Genomic DNA, 19,911 nt, shown 5'->3' with positions numbered 1-19,911 from the left:
GTGTGCGCGCATTAACGGATAAAAGTGCCGCTGAGTCTAATGATTAAAATCTATCATCTCGATTATGATTTCTTGTCGTGCGCTGATGTGAACATTTGTTTACCAGAGCGTCCATTCAGCTGTTATAGTTGGTCTGACCAGCAAGGAAGCGGTCATGAAAAATCTCACTCAAATAAGGACATATTTTGCAGCTGCACAGAATTCAGGGATACATTCAGACCATGTATCTCGCCGAATATCCCGATAAATTAATGTTGCTTGATGGTGCAAGTCGAGCAGACATTCCTCACCTTAAAGATTTTATTGAACATCAACTCCATCGTCCTTTTTCTGACCTAAAGTTGGTCGTTGTAACTCACATGCATCCAGACCACGCTGGTGGCGCACACAAACTGCGTGATTTAACTGGATGTAAGCTATTGGCCGCAAAGCGAGAGAGCCAATGGTATAGCGGTGTAGATGGTTGGCTAATGCATTTGACCGATTTGATGTTAGCGCGCTGGATGGCGAACCGGATGCGTAAACCAAAGCAAAACCTGTGGTATTCGCGCAAGTTAAAGCCCGATATCGAACTCATCGATGGTGAGTGTATTCCGGGGTTTGATGATTGGCAGGTGCTAGAAACGCAGGGACATACCGATAGAGATTTGTCGGTTTATCATTCTGAACAAGATGTATTGTATGTGGCGGATTTGATGGTGCAGGTTAAGAAACACCTGATTGCGCCGTTTCCCATATTTCATCCAAACCAATATCGCCAATCATTAAAGCGTGTGTTTGAGATGGATCCGCAATGTTTGCTTTTGGCGCATGGGGGAGAGGTGACTTTTGATGAGAAAGCGTATCAGCACATTCTGCATACTGCGCCGACTAAGCCGATGACCCATTGGCGCGTCACAAAGGTTAAAGCGAAGGGATTGTTGTTTGCGCTATTTCGTAGGAAGTAGGCGAAGATAAAGCCAGACGAGTGATGCTCAACAAAAACGTTCGATCACTCATCTGAAGCTACGGGGTTAAGATGCCAATAAGTGAGATTGGCTAGGGTCGACCAGCACTTTGTCTGCCATACCCTGACGACCTAACAACATCATGTAAGTCATTTTTTCACGGTTGGTCAAAGTAATGTCGATTGGCCATTGTTTGTCACCCATGCGCAGCATGGTGGTGATAACGCAGCGATGCTCAAAGGTACCGTTTGAAGATTTAACTTTACGGTTTGCCTTTAGCTTCGCTGTGCAGCGAACCACTTGTTCTAAATGATAAACATCCGGGTGTAGATCGAATGCAACGTAAGACTGACCATCTTTTTCAAAGCAATCAATGTTATCTACATGCAATGAAGAGGTTTGTGCGCCCGTATCAATGCGCGCTTCAAGGTGAGTAATCCCTAACTCAGGTAAGCAAATAGCTTCGGCGTTCCCAATGATCATTTTCTGATTCATAGTGTCATCCTAGCGATGAGTAATACGAGAGCCTACTGAGCAGGCTCTCACTCAAACAATTATCAACCTTTACCACGAGTACGGTTTGCGTGTGGTTTTGCGTTTTTCTCGATAAAGTCGAAAATCATACCAGCAACGTCTTTTTCTGTTGCGAGCTCAATACCTTCAAGACCTGGTGAAGAATTCACTTCCATTACCACTGGGCCATTTTTAGATTGAAGGATATCGACACCGCATAGGTTTAACCCCATGACTTTTGCCGCGTTAATCGCAGTAGCGCGCTCTTCTTTGCTTAGTCGCACTAACTGTGCAGAGCCGCCGCGATGTAAGTTAGAGCGGAACTCGCCTTCTTTCGCTTGGCGCTTCATCGCTGCAATCACTTTATTACCGACAACAAAGCAACGTATGTCTGCGCCTTTAGCTTCTTCGATGAACTCTTGCACCATGATGTTTGCTTTCAACCCCATAAAAGCTTCGATCACGCTTTCTGCTGCTTTGTTGGTTTCAGCAAGCACAACACCGATGCCTTGAGTACCTTCTAGTAATTTAATCACTAGAGGTGCGCCACCAACATTTTTGATCACGTCCTGAATGTTGTCAGGGTGGTGAGCAAAGCCAGTGCGCGGCAAACCGATGCCTTTACGCGATAACAGTTGCAACGAGCGTAATTTGTCACGAGAGCGGCTGATCGCGACCGATTCGTTGACACAAAATGTGCCCATCATTTCAAACTGACGTACAACCGCGGTACCGTAGAATGTGATGGATGCACCGATACGTGGAATCACAGCGTCGTATTGTGGCAATTCTTCACCCTTATAGCGGATCTTAGGGTTGTTGCTCGTAATGTCCATATAACAGTGCAGAGTATCGATGACGTCTACTTGATGTCCACGCTCTTCACCTGCCTGTTTTAGGCGCATGGTTGAATATAAATTCTCATTACGAGAGAGAATAGCAATACGCATGGCAATTCCTTAGTAAGTCAGTACCAAATTAAAAATATAAGTATAGAGTATAGAATGCAGCAGGTATGTGATATTTAGGTGATATTACCTACTGACTTCAACGATTTAGATGTGTGGTTGGACAACCACTTCGTTAGAGGTGCGCACCTTAGGTTTTTTTCTCGCGAGAAGAAAACGAAAAAAACTCGTCGTTACGACAAAAATAATTTGTTGAATCATCGGGCATTCTCAGCGTCGTAAGCCGGAAGTTGTCTGTGGACTTTTTTAAGCAAACGGATTACGACGAGTTTAAAACGTTAGGCTATTCTGTAGTTTGTTTTGAGTTTGTGATGACGTCCAATAACACATCTTTAATTGTTTGATAGCGCAGTGGCAGAACACGGCTGCGTTTGCGAACTAAAAATAACTCTTCACACACGGTGTTTTTCAGTTGTGCGATGTGCAAGGTATCTTTTTGTGGGAAATTGTCGACAGCACTTTGAGGCAGCACGGTGAAGCCGAGTCCTTTACTCACAGGCAGTAAAATTTGGCTTAATTGATTCACGTAGCCGGATAATGGTAAATCGCTCATCTTAATTTCTTGGAGATCTTGTTCCGCGCATTGGTCAAAAAACAGCGTCATGTAGTGCTTGGCATCAGGATGGGCAATGACACCACAGTCGTGCAAGAGTTGTGGTGTTATCTGCTTTTCGCGGTATTGATTAGGTAGGACTAAGCACAACTGCTCCTTACCAATTCTTTCACTGTGAAATAAACCTTTGTGAGGAACATCAGTTACGATACCAATATCAATGCTTCCTTCCGTTATTGCATTGAGAATCGAGTGATTGGGTGCGGCTTCTAAATGCAGCGATAAGCCTGGGTGCTGTTTTTGCTTTTCTAAAAGAGGGCCATACAGCATCAATGCCATTGCGCCAGAACAGGCCAGTTTACAGTGACCTGAAAATGCATCATCAAAACTGAGTTCTTCGAGCAACGCTTTCTCTCTTTCTTCTAACTCCAGCGCGTAGGCGTAAACAATCCGACCTTGCTCTGTTAATTCGAAGCTTTTGTTTTCACGTTTGATCAGCACATGCTGACAACTTTGCTCTAACTTTTTGATGTGTTGGCTGACACCAGGTTGGGTCATAAAAAGTTTTTCTGCCGTTTGTGTGAAATGACCGACTTCAATCAATGTCTTAAATGTATGTAACCAAACAGGATTAAGCATAATGTGAGATTTGCAGTGAGCTTGCTGAAAGACGTAGAGAAAATGATAGCACGGCACGAAATAAATCGACGCAAGAGAATCGGGTGCCTCGCGAATAATAAAATAAATAGCAGACAAAATAAAACCCCGCCTGGTTTCCCAGACGGGGCTTATTCTCTTTCGCAGCAATCCGGCTACTATAGGTGCTCCCTGCATCTATCCTTGATTGTGGTTAAGTCCTTTAACCGAGTTCCTTGTTCATCGCCTTCCTAGCGGTGTCCATTCTTGCCTATCATCCTGACGGGCGAACTCTATCCTAGAGCTTAACTACATCCTTGCTGATAACTCATCCTAAGCTACCAAATCTTCATCCTGAAGATACCTAGTCCATTAGGCTTTTTTCCTGTTCCCGCCAACATCCTGTCGACACAATCAGTATTGATGTTTTGCTGATTACTCTCAATTAGCTAGGTAAAAAAACTTTGGCAGCGAATATTGTTTGAAATAGTATAAGTGATAATTTTCAATTGCTTATATTAATTTTTCGATTTTGTCTTAGTCAATGATGGTCGTTTTGCTTACATTGCTTGTGAGAGATCTCGCACAAGGTGTCGAGCAAATATCCGAATTGGCGTCGTTTTCATCCTGTTTAAGAATTTGCTCAAGATCACAACTCGATTTGTAGCCATAAAATTTGGCGATAGTGTCAGGTGGAATTTCCATTTCTTTGATGGCGAATGTTGCCCATTCATCACGTGTTTTGTGCAGGACTTGGCGTAGCTTGACAGTGAAGTGACTCATGAAAGCCTCCTTAGTTATCTTGTCTTTCAAGGCAACAATAAGGAGCGTGACGACACAAAGTTGATAGTATGCCGCTTAATATCAATACTATTTCAGCGTGATGAAGATTAAGCTGGCAATACTGATATTATTTGAGCGTGAAACAATACTATTTTGTGGAGTAGCCAATGGCACACATCGAAAAAGTACCGCAAAGACCAGGTTTTTCTTGGCGCTATCGTCGCATTGATGAGCCAGAAAAAGAGTACGATCTCCATTTTCACGATGATGTGTTTGAATTAGTCATCCATCGCTACTTCACTGGCAGTTTGCATATTGGTCATCACGAATTAGAAGTGACTCACAACCAAATGCTATTGATCGCGCCAGGTGTGCCTCACTCTATTCATTCCACATTGGTCGAGAGCAAGTGCGAGACTCATGTGATCTGGTTTAAGCGTGAGTGGATTGCCAATTTGATGTTCTATTGCGCAGAGCTTAGAAAGCTTGATCCGCTTTTAAAGGCGGCCAACAAAGGTGTGGTGTTTTCTGAGCGGACAGCTCAGCACGTTGTGGATCTTCTACATGAGCTCATGGCGTTTCCTGCAATGGAGCAACTCTCGAGATTTCTTCATGTTTTGTCTTTGATTGCTCACGATGAAGGGGCGAAAACACTGATGACTCACTCTTACTTATCGATGAGTGAACACGAATTACAGGAAAGAGAACGAGTGGCAAGTGTCAACGCGTATCTCGAACAGCACTTTGCTAGCAAAGTGACGCTCGCGAACTTGGCGAACCATTTATCACTGAGTGACAGTGCGGTCACAAGATTGTTTCAAAAGCACTTTAAAGAGCCGTTTAGCCAACGCCTAATGAAATTGCGGATCAATCATGCCGCAGATTTGCTGCAATCAACGCCTTTGCCGATTGGAATTGTGTTTGAGAGAGTAGGGTATCGAAACCAAGCCCTGTTTAATCGTCACTTCAAAACGTATAAAGGGCTTACGCCACGCGAGTACCGTCAGCAATATCAGCAGCGAATCCAGCCTTAATTGGGTCGCACACAACTGCGATCACGAACGCGAAAAGAGTTACTCGGCTGAAAGTGATGGGCAATTGATATCTTACTTGCAAAATTTTTCAGGAATCATTATTAAGATTCAGTGACAGATAATATAGGGAACTTGATTGCCATTTTTCTGTCATATCCGGTGAGTAAGTTAACCGTGTCAGAGAGATAATACGCCGTTTACTAGTCAAAGATGACTGCAAGAAATCGGTAATTATCATTATGTTGTGAAATTGGTCACGGTTAAATAATTGGTTCCCTTATAGATTGAAGGGGATTCGACCTTAGACAATAAGCTCCATAAGGAGCGTTACTTATATAAGATGAGGGATTTTACTATGAAAAAGACTAGAAGAGCTCAGCTACATCGTGTGCGCATTCAATACTGGAAAGACACGAAAGACGCACCAGCTAAAAAATCATAGTTAATGATACCTAAAGGCACGAGCTGGCAGGGGAACGCCGTTTCCCGCTGATTGCCAGCTCAGAAAACGCCACATTCACTCCGCACAACCTCCCAGCACTCTACTTTTACTATCACACATTTCCAAAAGTAAAAAAGCCAGTCCGGAGACCAGCTTTTTATTATTGTCAGTATGACTCTGTTACTTACAGGTAGTTTGCGTCAACCAAGTCGCCAGCTTTTGCGCTTTTCACTTCTGGACGCGCTTCTAACCATGCAATAACTTGTGCTTTTTGCTCTTCAGTAGCACTGCCGTAACGGTCAGTAGAGCATAGGAAGCCTTCAAACAGTTCTAGACCACCGCCGCCGAAGCAAAGGCCAAGCCCATCAATGTAGTCGATAAAGTCATCAACGAATGCATCGTAACGGTCGAAGTCGTTGATGTCTGTTTCACAGCTGATCTCGAAACCTAGGATTGCGAACTCACCTAAGAACAGCTTTTTACGGATACGACGGCTCTTGTTATCGATCTTGTCTAATTTCATGATTATCTCTCGTAGATGATTTGAATTCGTACACCTTATACCTTCTATCACACTTTAGCCCAAGTAAAATCAGAATGAAGCGATACAGTTGGTGATTATATGACCAAAACTTAATTGCTCAATTGGTAACGCTGCTGAGTTTGCTGCACTGCTGAAACACAAGTTTCATATGTTTTAAGCACTTTTGTCATTTTTCTTCTCCAAACTTCTTGCCGTTCAACTAATCACTTATTTATTAATTAAACTATAAGATCGGGAAAGTAAAAATGAGCAAGGAAACCTTTGACGCGACGCGTTATAACCAAAGTGAAAACAAACCATTTGAAGAAGTATTAGAAGCGAGCCTATCTCGACGCAGCATTCTAAAAGGTGGTTTAGGTATCAGTGCGATGACAGCGTTTGGTGCTTTCGGATTGGCTGGTTGTAATTCGTCTGACTCAGGAAGTACAGTAAGCAGTGGCTCGGGCGTATCTAAAGCCGTTCTTAACTTTGAATCTATCCCTGGCTCACTCACTGACGCCGTTTCAATTCCACAAGGCTACACCGCACAAGTATTGGTACCTTGGGGAACACCACTTAATGCACAAGGCAGCGCGTGGAAAAATGATGGCAGCAATACCAGCTCAGACCAACTTAACGCGTTGGGCATGCACCATGATGGCATGCACTTTTTCCCATTAAATGACAGTACGACCGACGGTCTGCTTTGCATCAACCACGAGTACATTGATACATCAGCACTGCATCCAAACGGTCCGACGGTTGAAAATGGCGTACGTACCATTGTAGATGAAGTGCGTAAAGAGATTAACGCGCACGGTGTATCAGTGGTTCGTATTCAGCTTGAAGACAACATGTGGAAGCTAGTCGATACCGATCCACTAAACCGCCGTTACACTGGTGCGACAGCAATGGACTTATCTGGCCCGGTCGCGCACACGTCACTAACCGTCACTCGTTTCTCGCCAGATGGCAGCCAAGCACGTGGTACGTTAAACAACTGTGGCAACGGCTACACGCCATGGGGCACTTACTTAACTTGTGAAGAGAACTGGCCAGGTTACTTTGTTAACGCCGGGACTCGTACAGAAGAACAAGATCGCATTGGTGTTGATGACCAAAGCACACGCTACTTGTGGGAAACACTTGCAGGAAATGCAGAAGAGCGTCTTGATGAGTTCTCTCGCTTTAATGTGGCTCCAACAGGAGCAAGTGCGATGGATGATTACCGTAATGAAGCCAATGGTCACGGTTACATCGTCGAAATTGACCCTTACACGCAAAACTCGCGTGCGAAGAAGCGTACTGCACTAGGTCGTTTCCGTCACGAAGGCTGTACTTTTGGTAAGCTTGAAGAAGGCAAACCAGTGGTATTCTACTCTGGTCACGACTCTCGCTTTGAGTACCTATACAAATTTGAATCTGCGGCAGCGTGGGATCCAGCAGATGCAAACTCGGAAAACCGCCTAGCGGCAGGCGATAAGTACATGGACAAAGGCACACTGTATGTTGCGCGTTTCAATGAAGACAGTACAGGTACTTGGTTGCCGTTGACGCTTGATAGCGTAACAAAATCTGGTGGTACGTTAGCGGATCACTTTAACTCATTGGCTGAAATTATCATTAATACGGCAGGCGCGGCTGACCTCGTTGGGGCAACCCCAATGGATCGCCCAGAGTGGTGTACGGTTGATCCATTTACAGGTTCGGTTTACTTAACATTGACGAACAATACGCGCCGTACAGATGAAACCAATCCTGCGAACCCACGTTTGAATAATAAGTTTGGTCACGTTATTCGTTGGGATGAAGGGGCTTCAGCTACAGACTTTACTTGGGATATTTTTGTCTTTGGTTCGCCAGCAAATGGTGATGCAGATACCAACCGTTCTGGCCTGAATGAGCTAAACCAGTTTGCTAGCCCTGACGGATTAGCGTTTGATGGCCGTGGTATTTTGTGGATTCAGACCGATAACGGCGCAGATGAAGTTACGTCTTACACTAATGATCAAATGTTGGCCGTTGTGCCATCTAAGCTAACAGATGAGAATGGTGACCAAGCAGTGATTGGTGCGGATAACCAAGCGGAGCTTAAACGCTTCTTTGTCGGGCCAAATGGTTGTGAAGTGACAGGTTTTACTATCAGCCCTGATTACAAATCATTGTTTGTGAATATTCAGCACCCAGGCAACTGGCCATACAGTGAAGATGCCGCCGAAGAAACGCCTGCTGGTGTTTCTGTGCGCCCACGAGCGGCGACGGTGGTTATTCGACGTGAAGACGGTGGAGAGATTGCAGTTTAATCTCTAAATGCATTAACACCTTAAAATTCAAGCCCTGCAAATGCAGGGCTTGATTGTTTAGGCGAATGCCTAGTCGCACTTTATATCCAGACAACAGGCTTAGCTTTTCAATGAACCGCCTGAAGTACGAATCACGTCTTGATACCAGTAGAAGCTCTTCTTGCGTTTACGTTCTAGCGTTCCTTGCCCATCATCATGACGATCGACATAAATATAACCGTAACGCTTGCTCATTTCGGCTGTTGAGTTAGCCACCAAGTCGATAGGCCCCCAGCTGGTGAAGCCCATCAACTCAACGCCATCAAGAATCGCTTCGTGTGCTTGAACCAAATGATCATTAAGGTATGAGATTCGATAATCGTCTTGGATTTCCCCGTTTTCATCGAATTCATCACGAGCGCCTAAGCCATTCTCGACGATAAATAGCGGTTTTTGGTAACGATCGTGAAGGAAGTTAAGCAAAACGCGCAGGCCTTTTGGATCGATCAACCAGCCCCATTGGCTCTTTTCAAGGTATGGGTTTGGTACGCTATCGACGATGTTACCCACTTCTTTCTGTTTCGGATCGGCACTCGCACAGCCACTTGCGTAGTAGCTGAAGGAAATAAAATCGACACTGGCCGATGCAATTTCTTCTAAGTCGCCAGCTTCCATTTGTATTTCAATGCCGTTTTCACGGAAGTAACGTTTCATGTAGCCTGGGTACTGACCACGAGTCTGCACATCACCGAAGAACAACCACTTATTGTTTTCATGCATAGCAGCAAGCACATCATCAGGGTTGCAGGTGTATGGGTAGTTGATTGCGCCAAGCAGCATATTACCAATCTTGCCGTTTGGTACGATTTGCTGACACAGTTTTACCGCTTTCGCGTTTGCTACAAGCTGGTGGTGAATCGCTTGATAAATGTCTTGTTCACTGGCGTCTTCTTGCAAGCCCACTCCCGTAAATGGCGCATGAAGTGACATGTTGATTTCGTTAAAGGTAAGCCACAGCTTCACTTTGTCTTTGTAGCGTTCAAGCACGGTGCGAGCGTAACGCTCGAAAAACTCTATCACTCGACGATCGCCCCAACCACCATAATTCTCAACCAAGGCGTAAGGCATCTCGTAATGAGAAAGCGTCACAAATGGTTGCATATTGTGTTTGGCTAGCTCATCAAAAATTTTGTCGTAAAACGCCAGTCCTTCTTCGTTTGGCTCCAGTTCATCACCATTAGGAAAAATACGACTCCAAGCGATGGACAAGCGCAGGCAGGTGAATCCCATCTCTTTAAACAGGGCAATATCTTCTGGATAGCGATTGTAGAAATCGATCGCAAGATCTTTGATACCAGGCGTTCGTTCTTCACGCGTTTGATGCGGGCTTAGAATGCCGTTTGGCAACATATCTGATGTTGATAAACCTTTCCCCCCAAGGTTGTATGCCCCCTCTACCTGGTTTGCCGCAATGGCACCACCCCAAAGGAAATTATCTGGAAACTTAATCATGTTTCTCACTCTTTAATATTTAGGAAATGTTTGTGGATTTATTGCTTGAGAATAGTGTAGGAGACATCTCGATACTTGTAGCGAGATCGTGTTTTTATCAGTTCATCACCAAACGTCAGTAATGATAAACCTTGAGATATATGATGGTTGTTAACAATGCCAACCTAAGTGAATTTAGGTTGGCATTCGTATTCAAAACGTAAATGCTAAATTCGCCGCCGCGCCAAATTGGTTATCGCCAGCGTAAGACCCTGCTAGGTCTACACTGATCACATCAAAAGGACTGATGCCAATGCCACCTGTCACCGAGTTATCGAGATTATTTTCTAGGTCAACTTCATAACCAGCGCGGAGTTGCGCCCATCCCCAAGCATTCCCCTCGATACCAACGCGAATAAACTGGGTGTCATCGTCGAGCTCTTTAAAGCGCTTTTGTTTGGTGAGATCGGCGTCTAGGCTCAGAGCTACATAATCCCCGACATAGCCGATTCCAAGGGTGGCTTGTGGCGTGAGTTCGTAGGTATAGTTGCCTAGTTTTGTTTCTATATCTTGCTCGAAGACGTCTTTTAACGAGAGACCAGCTCTAAATGCGTTGTGATACCAAGCGACCCCAAGATCCATATTGAACGTGTTCTTTGATACTTCACTTTTGTCGTAATCCTCGATATCAAAGTCATCTAGTGTTGTACGCTGCGTATAGGTTTTAAGTTGTTGGTATTTGGGCGTAATACCAAATGCGAATTGCTGCCCACCTATCGTGTAAGCGCGAGCCAAGGCAACGCCATATTCCGCACTACCGAAAGCCGCTAGGTCGACGGCAGAATTGAGGTATCGATCTGCGGTGTTTGTTGAATCTGAGATATCGGGTGCCGCAAGTATCTCCACATAACCAGCGCTAAAAAGGTTTACCGACATGTAGCGTGTCGGAATCGCAATCGCGAGGCTCAGACCTCCATTAATGACGACTGGAGCACTCTTATCTAATTGATCGAGTAGTCGATTAAGTTCGGCTTCGTTCGCAGGTGTGGGAATGCCCTGAATACTATCGTAAAGGTCTTGAACATCATCAACGGCTGATAAAGCTTCATCCTCATCGTGAATATTGACGCCGAGAGCAGGAATGAGTAGGCCGATATCGTCATTTTCTCGATAGAGAGCGCCTAGGGCTGGGTTGTGTAGAGGAGCGGTTAAATAGTCAGCGGAAACGACGCCTGTATTTCCCATTCCGTGACTTCGAGCGTCTGCTGCGTAAGGCGCTGCAAAAGCGTGAGGTGATAAAATAAAAAGCGCCCCTGTTGCTGCTAAAGTTAGTTTTCTCATAACGCATCCATTCTTACTTTAAATAATTACTTATCAATAAATTAGATGGTGGGAGCTAAAACTTGGTGTCAACCACCAAAAATTGTGCTGATGAATAGCATGTGGCGATTCATCAAGTTAAGCGTAGGTTAGGCAACTCGCTTTATAAAGTTGATCAGGGTTTATTGCTCTTTAATTGCGTGGAGAAAAGCTGAAGAGGTGGATGGTATTGGGTTAGCTACGATGAGGAGCGAGCTCAAACATTAAGGTGAAGGACATGCCTTTATCAGCGTTGAGCTGCGCACTGACTTTCCCTTGCATATCTCGCATATTGTTGGCGGTGATGGAAAGTCCTAACCCCAGTCCTTCACCAATTTTTTTACTGGTTTGGAAAGGTTCGAACATGGTATCGAGTTGGTCTGAAGGTACCCCACACCCATTATCACTTACCACGACCTCAACATTATCGGTAGTGGGTGCAACGGCAATCATTAACTGTGGATCTTGGGTCTCTTTCATCGCATCTAATGCGTTAGAAATTAGGTTGCCGAGCACTTGTTGTAGGCGTTGCTCTTCGCCAATGATATTGGGTAAGTCGTTGGGAATGCGTACCCGAACGTCTACCTTTGCGAGTTGAGATTGATAGACGCGTAGCGTCTCTTCTAAAGCGTTTGTCAGCGATATCTCGTGCAGTGTCTCTGGTTTATTGTAGGCAAACGTTTTTAGCTGACTGGTCATGCTTGCCATGCGGTCAATCAACTTTTGAATCAACTTGTTATTGGCTTTCATCATGTCTGTTTGTCCACGTTCTGCTAGCAACTCGTTGGTGGTTAACAGGGTACGCAGGCCAGTCAATGGTTGGTTTAACTCGTGGGTAATCGCGCTCGACATTCTGCCCAATGCTGCCATTTTGCTTGATTCAATCAATTGCTCTTGGGCTTGTTTTAAAGCTTGAGTTCGCTCTTCCACCCTTTGAGCGAGCTCTTGGTTAATCAGCTGAAGCGATTGTTCTGCTTTTTTACGTTTGCTAATGTCGATTATGGTAGCAAGGAAATACTGCTCACCGTGCCATGGGAAGCTAGTGAGTGAAAAGAGTACAGGAAATACGCTGCCATCACTGCGTCGCGCCATGGTTTCTACAGCGCTAATCTCTGCTAGTTCCTTATGCTTTGGCAGATCTCTAAGCAAAGTGAGTGTGGTCGAATTTGAATTACCCGCATCAAATAACTCCCAGGCGAAGGTATGACGATTCACACTTTCAGGAAGACAAAAAAGGCGTTTTGCCATTGGGTTGAGGTCGAACAATAAACCTTGTTCGTCAATCAACAACAAACCGACATGTGTTTTATTGATCATCTGTTTAAGTCGGCGTTGCGATTCTTCTAGTAAGGCTTGAATACGCTGCTGATTGAGATGTTTTTGTCGACGCTGTAAACCAATGATGACCAACAGGATAAGGAGCAGGAGGAGTGCTGCGATGCTCCATCCAATGACACTAATCGTTTGCTGAACAGGTTTGGTCGGAATAAGGTAACTGACAAACCAGTTTAAATCGTCCAGCTTTACTGTGTGTGCAAAGTAGCGCTGCTGATTGAGAGTCCAGAAATGAATCACCGTATTGTCATACAGCGTTTGAGTTTCGACTTTGACTTGGTTATTCGGTTCATTAAACCAGTCGGCGTTATAGTTTGTACTGCTGGAGAGGAAGAAGCGTTGATGGCGATTTTGTAGCGTGATGATGTCTTGGCTAGTGATGGTCTGCTCTGTTAGCAAACTCAGGTTGATTTGAACAACAACGATGCCCGCTATCTCCAAACCATCAAAAATTGGTGCAGAGAGGTAGTAAAGCGGACTAGAGCCTTTTGTTTTATTCACCAGTGAGACGCCTTCTCCCTGACGTTGTATTTGTTCGACAATCGCACGGCGGTCAGAGCGGCTGAACCGTTCATCGATCAGACTCGATACCAACACTTCTCCCGAGGTTGAAAGTATCAACCAACCCTCTGTATTCGCGGCTTTATCGAGCTGTGTCAGTTGTGCTTGAAGTGGCTCGTAGTAGTTTAAATTGCCTTTCACAAACGCAATTGTTTCTGGGTTATTCGTGACGAGATAGGGAAGGTGATAGAAACGTTTTAATGCTCGGCGGACTTCACCAATGTAGTCGAGGAGTTTCTGTTGTGCTTCTTGTTGAGTTTGGACGCTCAGCCATTGATGGGCCACCTCTCGGCTAGCACCGTAGAAAAAGATCACCAGCGCACTGATCAATACGGCGGTTAGCCACATTTTCCCATTCTTAGTGCGCTGCATTCGGACTCCGTTTGGCTGAATATAGTTATCGTAGTTGGTAGTGAAAGAGTGCGCTTAACTGATTGGATGTTAAAGAATTGTGATTAAGAAGTGGGATCTAGCTCCTTTTCTATAGCATGGTTTTTGCTAACTTTAGCAAAGACTTCTATCACCGATCAGGCAGTAACTCATGACTTTTGACGACATTCCGCGTATCGCCCTAATTGAAGATGATGACATCGTTCGTCAAGCAACAAGCCAATGGCTGCAATTGGCGGGGTTTGACGTCATAGCTTTTAGCTCGGGGGAGGAAGGCAAAACCGCCATTCTGAACCAAGAGTTTGATGCGATAGTTAGTGATGTTCGTTTGCCAGATACTGATGGAATTTCGATTTTAGAGAGCCTTATTGCGAATCACATTCCAACACCAATGATACTAATTACTGGTCATGGTGATGTGGATATGGCGGTGAATGCGCTACAAAACGGCGCGTTTGATTTTATTGAAAAACCTTTCCAGCCGGAGCGTTTGTCTCAACGTGTCACAGATGCGGTCGAGAGCCATCGCGCGCAAACATCGACGCTTCACCGCCAAGAGTATCTAGCTAGCGTGAGTGGTTTAGAAGAGGTGCTCATTGGTCAAAGTCGAGTGATGCAGCAATTACGCGAGCAAGTTGCGAAATTGGCGAAAATCGATACTAACGTGATCATTTACGGCGAAACAGGTTGTGGTAAAGAGCTGGTGGCGACCAGTTTACATAATGAAAGCCAAAGAAAACCTCATCACTTTGTGCCGATAAACTGTGGTGCGATTCCAGAACACCTTTTCGAGAGTGAGTTGTTTGGTCACGAAGCTGGGGCGTTCACTGGTGCAAACAAACGACGCATCGGCAAGTTGGAATACGCCGATAAAGGCACGTTGTTTTTTGACGAGATAGAAAGCATGCCGTTGTCGATGCAGGTGAAAGTGCTGCGTTCATTACAGGAACATACAGTTGAGCGCGTTGGAGGCAATCAACAGATCTCGGTTGATTTGAGAGTGATCGCCGCCGCGAAAGAAGATCTCAATGATCATGAAGAGTTTCGGCAAGATTTATACTATCGGCTCAACGTCGCGCAAATTTATTTGCCGCCACTAAGGGAGAGAGAAGAAGATTCACTGATTTTGTTTGAGCACTTCACCTTGCAAACTAACCCTGAAACCCGACCATTGAGTGACGCCGACAGAAACGCTGTGCTTTCCTACGCTTGGCCTGGAAATGTTCGAGAGCTGCGAAACGTGGCTATGCGTTTTGCCTTGGATGAAATGGTATCTGTGATGGAAATTCTCTCTAGTCGTCCTTCGTCAACCACGGAGGAGACGCAAGTGGGTGTTCCACTGGTTATTCAATTACACAATTTTGAGCGCAAGGTGCTGCATGATTCATTGGTCAGGCATCACGGACGCATTAACGAGGTGATGCAGGAGTTGGATTTACCTCGTCGAACTTTGAATCAAAAGATGCAAAAGTTTGGTTTAAATCGCTCTGATTATACTTAACGCAATTTTTAAGCTGATTTACCGCTATGGGCGTCACAAATATGATTAAGCGCTCTTCGAGGGAGTCGGGACAAACTTATAAGTTAGGCCTTTCCCTTCTCCAAACAAGGTGACTTGGTTTCTGCCCGTATGTTTAGAGCTATACAGCGCTTCGTCAGCTTCAGCAACGACCTCGTGGAGTGATTGTCCCTCTGATAACTCACTGATTCCAAAGCTCATGGTGATCTCATTTTCGAATGACTGCAATGAGGCTTCAGTTTCCACCGCCAGGCGAATTTGCTCGGCAACAATTTTGGCGCGTTGTGCTTTTTCAAGTAAAACAATCATGAACTCATCACCACCAAATCGTACTGTGCAAGCTGACTCTGGGAGGTGTTTCTTAAAGATAGCGGCAATCGTAGCCATGACGGAATCGCCTACCGTATGGCCGTAGTGATCATTAATTACTTTGAACTCGTCCATGTCGGTCATGATGATGCTTATTGATTGGTTCCGTTTGTGAGCTTGATTAACAAGGTTTGGAACAATTTCTTCCATCGCGCGACGATTATGAAGCCCTGTGAGAGCGTCTAAATGTGAGAGATCATTGATTGACTGTATCAAGCGGCCATTAATTAGCCACAACATGCTAAAGCTCATAGCGACAATCAGACAGATGCTAAGTAAAAACGTCATCTGGTGGATAAAACCTGCGGTCATAAAATTTGGCACTTCATTGGCGAAAGCGCTCCAAAGTGCTCTGAAGCCCATAAAAATACTGAAGCAAAAGAAGGAGCACGCCATCACTATGGTTGGGAGTTTTTGGTCTTGCTTGGTGCCTTTCAGCATGGCGATCCCACTAAAAAACGTAACGATGCAGATATAAACACTTAAGTAAATGATGCGGCTTTTAATTGAATGGTCATGGAAGGTGAAATAATAAAACGAACCGCTGAAAATGGGCGTTAAAAAAGCGAGTGAGTGGGCCAGTTTTAGAGGGAATTGACGAAAAATGCTCACGCTGTAAAGCGTAAGCAAGAAGCCGATTAATATGAGCGTATTCGCTATGACGATGGTAAGCCAATCTGGTGCGGAGCCTCTAAATCCCAGTAAAAAAGGCCCAAAGCCAATAAATAACAGCGAGAGAGAAAAAGTCTTTAAGCCTTTGATTTTTTTCTGTGTGTATTGGTAACAAAGTAGACTGATTGAGTAAATGCAAGAGAACAGAATAACGATAAAGTTGAGCGTTCTGATGTCTAAATACTGATTGTCCATAAGCGCTCCACATCAATCCATAGTTCAGGCAACTCCTTTGCCTGATATCAATAAGCGAACTACATATTAACTTACTTATTGAGTGATGTCTTATGTTAAACGGCTATTCATTTACCAGCTCGAATTGTTCGGTTTGGTTGGTTTTCGTCGTAAACAGCAGACCAACAATCATCATAAATACGCTAGGCATAATCCAGCTAGCAAAGTCATTGTACAGAGGCATGTAATTACCCATCCACTCATTGGTGGAATCTGGCATGTAACCCAGGATGTGCAGCGCATCAACACAACCAAACGTTAGAGCAGTGAATGCGGTCGTAACCACCATGATTTGCGACATCTTGTTGCGCACTGGTGCCATGATCATCAACGCAATCGCGACTGGGTGAAGCGCAACAACCGCTGGCAATGTGATAGCCAATAGTTGTTCTAGACCTACGTTAGCGATCAAACCTGCCAATACCATGGTCGTGATAACGCAGCCTTTGTAGTTCACTTTGCTGAAAGTGTTGTCGTAAAACTCACTGCCTGCGGTGGTTACGCCGATAGCAGTAGTCAAACACGCCAATACCATCACGGCACCTAGTAATAGTGAGCCAAATGCACCGAAGTGGCTGAAGGTGAACGCTGTTAAGATGTCGCCACCATTGCTGAACTCAGAACCCAAGTACGAGCTCGTCGAACCAATGTAAGCCAATGAGATGTAAACAAATGCCATGGCAACCGCGTACATCAAAGCTGCGATTAGCGTGTATTTTGCGGTGGCTTTCGGGCAATCCACACCCATGCTGCGAATCGCACGGAAAATAATCCAACCAAAACCGATAGAGCCTAGCGCGTCCATTGTCATGTAGCCTTGAGTCAAGCCTTCAGCAAATGCACCAGATACGTATGGTCCCGTTGCGGCAGTTAGCTCGCCTGCAGGAGAAACCAAAGCAGTCACAGACATGATGATTAAGATAGCCATCAATGCAGGCGTTAAGATCTTGCCTAGGTTGTCGACCAACTTACCCGGATATAGGGCAAATAGAATGGTGATAGCACAGAAGGCAATAGTGAAAGGCACCAAAGCTGCATCACCAAACATTGGCGCAAAGCTGAATTGGTAAGCCACGGTAATTGCGCGCGGAATCACGAATGCAGGGCCAATCACGATAAATACCATCACCCAAAAACTGGTCGCCAAAGGTTTAGGTAGGGCGGCGGTTAATTTGTCTGAACCGTTTACGATAGCGACCATCACCAGCGCCATTGCAGGCAGACCTACGCCTGTTAAGAGGAAGCCAGACATCCCGCTCAGAAAGTTTTCACCTGCTTGATAACCCAAAAATGGAGGGAAGATCAGGTTACCCGCGCCTAAGTACATGGCGAAAGTCATGAAGCCCAAAGCGGCGATATTGCGTGCGCTTAACATTGTTATTCCTCTTATGTTTCGCTTGGAAGAAACTGAAAGGAATGGGAGGAGTATGTGGTGTTCCCGTCAGCTTCTTCTCAAGCTGACAGAAAGTTAAGATATAGCCTGTCAGCTCTGAATCAGTTCCAGAGAGAGCAGGAGGATCGCAGCAGCAACGCCAGATGGGCGTTTTAAAGCGAATTGTGATTGCGCAGTTGCTGACATGAATGATCCTTAGTGACAAAAAAGCACCAAGGAATACGTTTGCCTTGGTGTGTAGTTACCCTAACGAACATGAGGCTATTGGCACAACCCCGAAGTAGAAAATAAGTTGATACGGTCAATGTTTGTTTCTGAACTGGTGGATCGAACTGGTTTTTAAACTCAAAATTAGAGTAAATGACTTTTCATTTCATTAACATGGATTGTTTTGCTGTATTTTTGTGCTATTTGTAGTCGTTTAGGCTATAAACCTCCGCTGGTAAAGTGAGCAGTTTAGAATGATGCGCTTTTTATTCTTATTGTTAAGACGCTCATTAGTTGTAGTCCAATCCAAAATCACGTCGGCAAAATATTGCTTATCAGCCAATCGTGCATTTATTTTGTCTTGATCACATTTTATTAACCTTTTGCGATCTAGGCGTGCAACCTTCTCCTCTTGAATAAGCAAGATCTTGCTCATCGCTTTGCTATCAAATCAGCATAATTTTGCTCATTTTTGATGTCTTTCTGTACTTATGTCAATAAATACAATGACTTAAAAGTTGGCATTTCAATTGCTCTAGGGAATTTGTTGTTAATAAAGATTTAACATGATGTAAATCCCCAATCGTGAAACGACTACACGGAGAGTAATAATGAAAATGAATAAGCTGGTAAAAGCTTTGGCTGTCGCTGTGACTTCTTTTGGTATTGCTGCTAACGCTGCGGCAGAAGATCGTAGTTACATTCTTGCAACGGCATCGACAGGTGGTACTTACTACCCTGTGGGCGTAGCGTTGGCGACGTTAAGCAAAGTGAAATTGGCACCAAAGCACCACTTCTCCCTTTCTGCAATCAGCTCTGCGGGCTCTGGTGAAAACGTCAAACTGCTGAACGAAAACGAAGCGCAGTTCGCGATTCTACAAGGTCTTTATGGTGCGTGGGCTTGGTCTGGTGAAGGTCCTTATGAGAAGAGCGGTCGTCAAGAACAACTGCGTTCAGTCTCTATGCTGTGGCAAAACGTTGAGCACTTTATTGTTCGCTCTGACTTAGCAAAAACGGGCACAGTGACTGACCTGAACAACCTAGATGGCAAGAAGTTCTCTATCGGTAAGAAGAACTCTGGTACTGAGAACTCGGGTCGCCAAATCATGAAAGGTCTGAAGGTAGACCCTGATAAATTCAATCTTGCTTACATGGGCTACGGCGGCAGCGCGAGCGCACTTCAAAACGGTACCATTGACGGCATGAACACGCCTGCAGGTGTACCTGTTGGTGCGGTTACTCAAGCTTTTGCTGCGTTGGGTAAAGACATTTCGATTCTTTCGTTTACTGACGAGCAAATCAAAGAGGCGAATGGCAGTTATAACCTATGGACGAAGTACGAGATCCCAGCGAACACTTATCCGGGTCTAGATAAGCCGATCACCACCATTGCACAGCCAAACTTCTTGGCAGTTCGTGAAGATATCTCGGAAGAAGACGTTTACCAGCTAACCAAAGCGATCTACGAGAACCTGCCTTTCCTACAAGGCATCCACAAAGCAACAAAAGCAATGGCGATTGAGAAAGCGATTGCTGGTTTGCCAGTGCCTCTTCATCCAGGCGCAGCGCGTTACTACAAAGAAATGGGCATCGAAATCCCATCAGACCTAATGGCGAAATAACGCCAACTTCGCCTCGAGTTTCGGCTCGGGGCATTTTATCCCTATCGATTTCTAAGATGGAAAAAGCCGCCAGAGCTT

General features: G+C 44.9%; 15 protein-coding genes. 5 read left to right on the top strand and 10 right to left on the bottom strand.

Going from position 1 to position 19,911, the window contains the following annotated elements; all coding sequences use genetic code 11:
• Positions 1–221 precede the first annotated feature (221 nt).
• Positions 222–947, top strand: coding sequence for an MBL fold metallo-hydrolase (locus tag FKN08_RS12320; RefSeq protein ID WP_048625145.1), 726 nt, complete (start codon positions 222–224; stop codon positions 945–947).
• Between the two features lie 66 nt (positions 948–1,013).
• Here the strand turns inward: FKN08_RS12320 and FKN08_RS12315 are convergent, their stop codons facing one another.
• The 4 genes from FKN08_RS12315 to FKN08_RS12300 form a co-directional block, all read right to left on the bottom strand.
• A complete protein-coding gene (locus FKN08_RS12315; RefSeq protein WP_005393584.1) occupies positions 1,014–1,442 on the bottom strand; it encodes a RimK/LysX family protein in 429 nt (142 codons plus the stop codon).
• Between the two features lie 62 nt (positions 1,443–1,504).
• Entirely contained in the window at positions 1,505–2,410 is a 906-nt protein-coding gene (rimK, locus tag FKN08_RS12310; RefSeq protein ID WP_005393586.1) for a 30S ribosomal protein S6--L-glutamate ligase, read from the bottom strand.
• A gap of 301 nt (positions 2,411–2,711) precedes the next feature.
• Complete coding sequence (locus FKN08_RS12305) at positions 2,712–3,620, bottom strand: LysR family transcriptional regulator (RefSeq protein WP_170892232.1); 909 nt, start codon at positions 3,618–3,620, stop codon at positions 2,712–2,714.
• A gap of 534 nt (positions 3,621–4,154) precedes the next feature.
• The gene (locus tag FKN08_RS12300; RefSeq protein WP_170892231.1) at positions 4,155–4,400 is read right to left on the bottom strand and encodes a hypothetical protein; all 246 of its coding nucleotides are present in this window, start codon (positions 4,398–4,400) and stop codon (positions 4,155–4,157) included.
• Between the two features lie 167 nt (positions 4,401–4,567).
• Between FKN08_RS12300 and FKN08_RS12295 the strand changes: the two genes are divergently transcribed.
• Positions 4,568–5,434, top strand: a complete 867-nt coding sequence (locus FKN08_RS12295) for an AraC family transcriptional regulator (RefSeq protein ID WP_170892230.1) — start codon at positions 4,568–4,570, stop codon at positions 5,432–5,434.
• Positions 5,435–6,060: 626 nt separating this feature from the next.
• Here the strand turns inward: FKN08_RS12295 and FKN08_RS12290 are convergent.
• Positions 6,061–6,399, bottom strand: coding sequence for a 50S ribosome-binding protein YggL (locus tag FKN08_RS12290; RefSeq protein ID WP_005393599.1), 339 nt, complete (start codon positions 6,397–6,399; stop codon positions 6,061–6,063).
• A gap of 266 nt (positions 6,400–6,665) precedes the next feature.
• Here FKN08_RS12290 and FKN08_RS12285 point away from each other — a divergent pair, with 266 nt between their 5' ends.
• Positions 6,666–8,702, top strand: coding sequence for a PhoX family phosphatase (locus tag FKN08_RS12285; RefSeq protein ID WP_065645591.1), 2,037 nt, complete (start codon positions 6,666–6,668; stop codon positions 8,700–8,702).
• A 99-nt stretch (positions 8,703–8,801) separates the two neighbouring features.
• Here the strand turns inward: FKN08_RS12285 and ascB are convergent, their stop codons facing one another.
• The 3 genes from ascB to FKN08_RS12270 all read right to left on the bottom strand — a co-directional run bounded on the left by ascB (position 8,802) and on the right by FKN08_RS12270 (position 13,799).
• A complete protein-coding gene (ascB, locus tag FKN08_RS12280) occupies positions 8,802–10,193 on the bottom strand; it encodes a 6-phospho-beta-glucosidase (RefSeq protein WP_065645592.1) in 1,392 nt (463 codons plus the stop codon).
• A 192-nt stretch (positions 10,194–10,385) separates the two neighbouring features.
• Entirely contained in the window at positions 10,386–11,513 is a 1,128-nt protein-coding gene (locus FKN08_RS12275) for a conjugal transfer protein TraF (protein ID WP_006741246.1), read from the bottom strand.
• A gap of 213 nt (positions 11,514–11,726) precedes the next feature.
• Positions 11,727–13,799, bottom strand: coding sequence for an ATP-binding protein (locus tag FKN08_RS12270; RefSeq protein WP_065645594.1), 2,073 nt, complete (start codon positions 13,797–13,799; stop codon positions 11,727–11,729).
• A gap of 169 nt (positions 13,800–13,968) precedes the next feature.
• Between FKN08_RS12270 and FKN08_RS12265 the strand changes: the two genes are divergently transcribed.
• Positions 13,969–15,318, top strand: a complete 1,350-nt coding sequence (locus FKN08_RS12265; RefSeq protein WP_170892229.1) for a sigma-54 dependent transcriptional regulator — start codon at positions 13,969–13,971, stop codon at positions 15,316–15,318.
• A gap of 45 nt (positions 15,319–15,363) precedes the next feature.
• On the opposite strand, the gene FKN08_RS12260 is transcribed toward FKN08_RS12265, so the two are convergent.
• Both FKN08_RS12260 and brnQ read right to left on the bottom strand, forming a co-directional pair.
• Positions 15,364–16,572: a diguanylate cyclase gene (locus tag FKN08_RS12260; protein ID WP_046873888.1), complete on the bottom strand. Its 1,209-nt coding sequence runs from the start codon at positions 16,570–16,572 to the stop codon at positions 15,364–15,366.
• Between the two features lie 103 nt (positions 16,573–16,675).
• Positions 16,676–17,986, bottom strand: a complete 1,311-nt coding sequence (gene brnQ / locus FKN08_RS12255; protein WP_170892228.1) for a branched-chain amino acid transport system II carrier protein — start codon at positions 17,984–17,986, stop codon at positions 16,676–16,678.
• 836 nt (positions 17,987–18,822) lie between these two features.
• Here brnQ and FKN08_RS12250 point away from each other — a divergent pair.
• A complete protein-coding gene (locus tag FKN08_RS12250) occupies positions 18,823–19,833 on the top strand; it encodes a TAXI family TRAP transporter solute-binding subunit (protein ID WP_010453237.1) in 1,011 nt (336 codons plus the stop codon).
• The last annotated feature ends 78 nt before the right edge of the window (positions 19,834–19,911 follow it).

This window comes from Vibrio sp. 1-2 (7-a), from assembly GCF_013048515.1.
Classification (GTDB): Bacteria; Pseudomonadota; Gammaproteobacteria; order Enterobacterales; family Vibrionaceae; genus Vibrio; species Vibrio diabolicus.
The sequence above is the reverse complement of the archived record's forward strand: the minus strand, read 5'-3'. Positions and strand labels throughout refer to the sequence as shown.

Coding starts and splice junctions, on each gene's coding strand:
- FKN08_RS12320 (WP_048625145.1), top strand. CDS start 222: ATGTATCTCGCCGAATATCCCGATAAATTAATGTTGCTTGATGGTGCA.
- FKN08_RS12315 (WP_005393584.1), bottom strand. CDS start 1,442: ATGAATCAGAAAATGATCATTGGGAACGCCGAAGCTATTTGCTTACCT.
- FKN08_RS12285 (WP_065645591.1), top strand. CDS start 6,666: ATGAGCAAGGAAACCTTTGACGCGACGCGTTATAACCAAAGTGAAAAC.
- ascB (WP_065645592.1), bottom strand. CDS start 10,193: ATGATTAAGTTTCCAGATAATTTCCTTTGGGGTGGTGCCATTGCGGCA.
- FKN08_RS12300 (WP_170892231.1), bottom strand. CDS start 4,400: ATGAGTCACTTCACTGTCAAGCTACGCCAAGTCCTGCACAAAACACGT.
- FKN08_RS12305 (WP_170892232.1), bottom strand. CDS start 3,620: ATGCTTAATCCTGTTTGGTTACATACATTTAAGACATTGATTGAAGTC.
- FKN08_RS12275 (WP_006741246.1), bottom strand. CDS start 11,513: ATGAGAAAACTAACTTTAGCAGCAACAGGGGCGCTTTTTATTTTATCA.
- FKN08_RS12270 (WP_065645594.1), bottom strand. CDS start 13,799: ATGCAGCGCACTAAGAATGGGAAAATGTGGCTAACCGCCGTATTGATC.
- rimK (WP_005393586.1), bottom strand. CDS start 2,410: ATGCGTATTGCTATTCTCTCTCGTAATGAGAATTTATATTCAACCATG.
- FKN08_RS12290 (WP_005393599.1), bottom strand. CDS start 6,399: ATGAAATTAGACAAGATCGATAACAAGAGCCGTCGTATCCGTAAAAAG.
- FKN08_RS12250 (WP_010453237.1), top strand. CDS start 18,823: ATGAAAATGAATAAGCTGGTAAAAGCTTTGGCTGTCGCTGTGACTTCT.
- FKN08_RS12265 (WP_170892229.1), top strand. CDS start 13,969: ATGACTTTTGACGACATTCCGCGTATCGCCCTAATTGAAGATGATGAC.
- brnQ (WP_170892228.1), bottom strand. CDS start 17,986: ATGTTAAGCGCACGCAATATCGCCGCTTTGGGCTTCATGACTTTCGCC.
- FKN08_RS12260 (WP_046873888.1), bottom strand. CDS start 16,572: ATGGACAATCAGTATTTAGACATCAGAACGCTCAACTTTATCGTTATT.
- FKN08_RS12295 (WP_170892230.1), top strand. CDS start 4,568: ATGGCACACATCGAAAAAGTACCGCAAAGACCAGGTTTTTCTTGGCGC.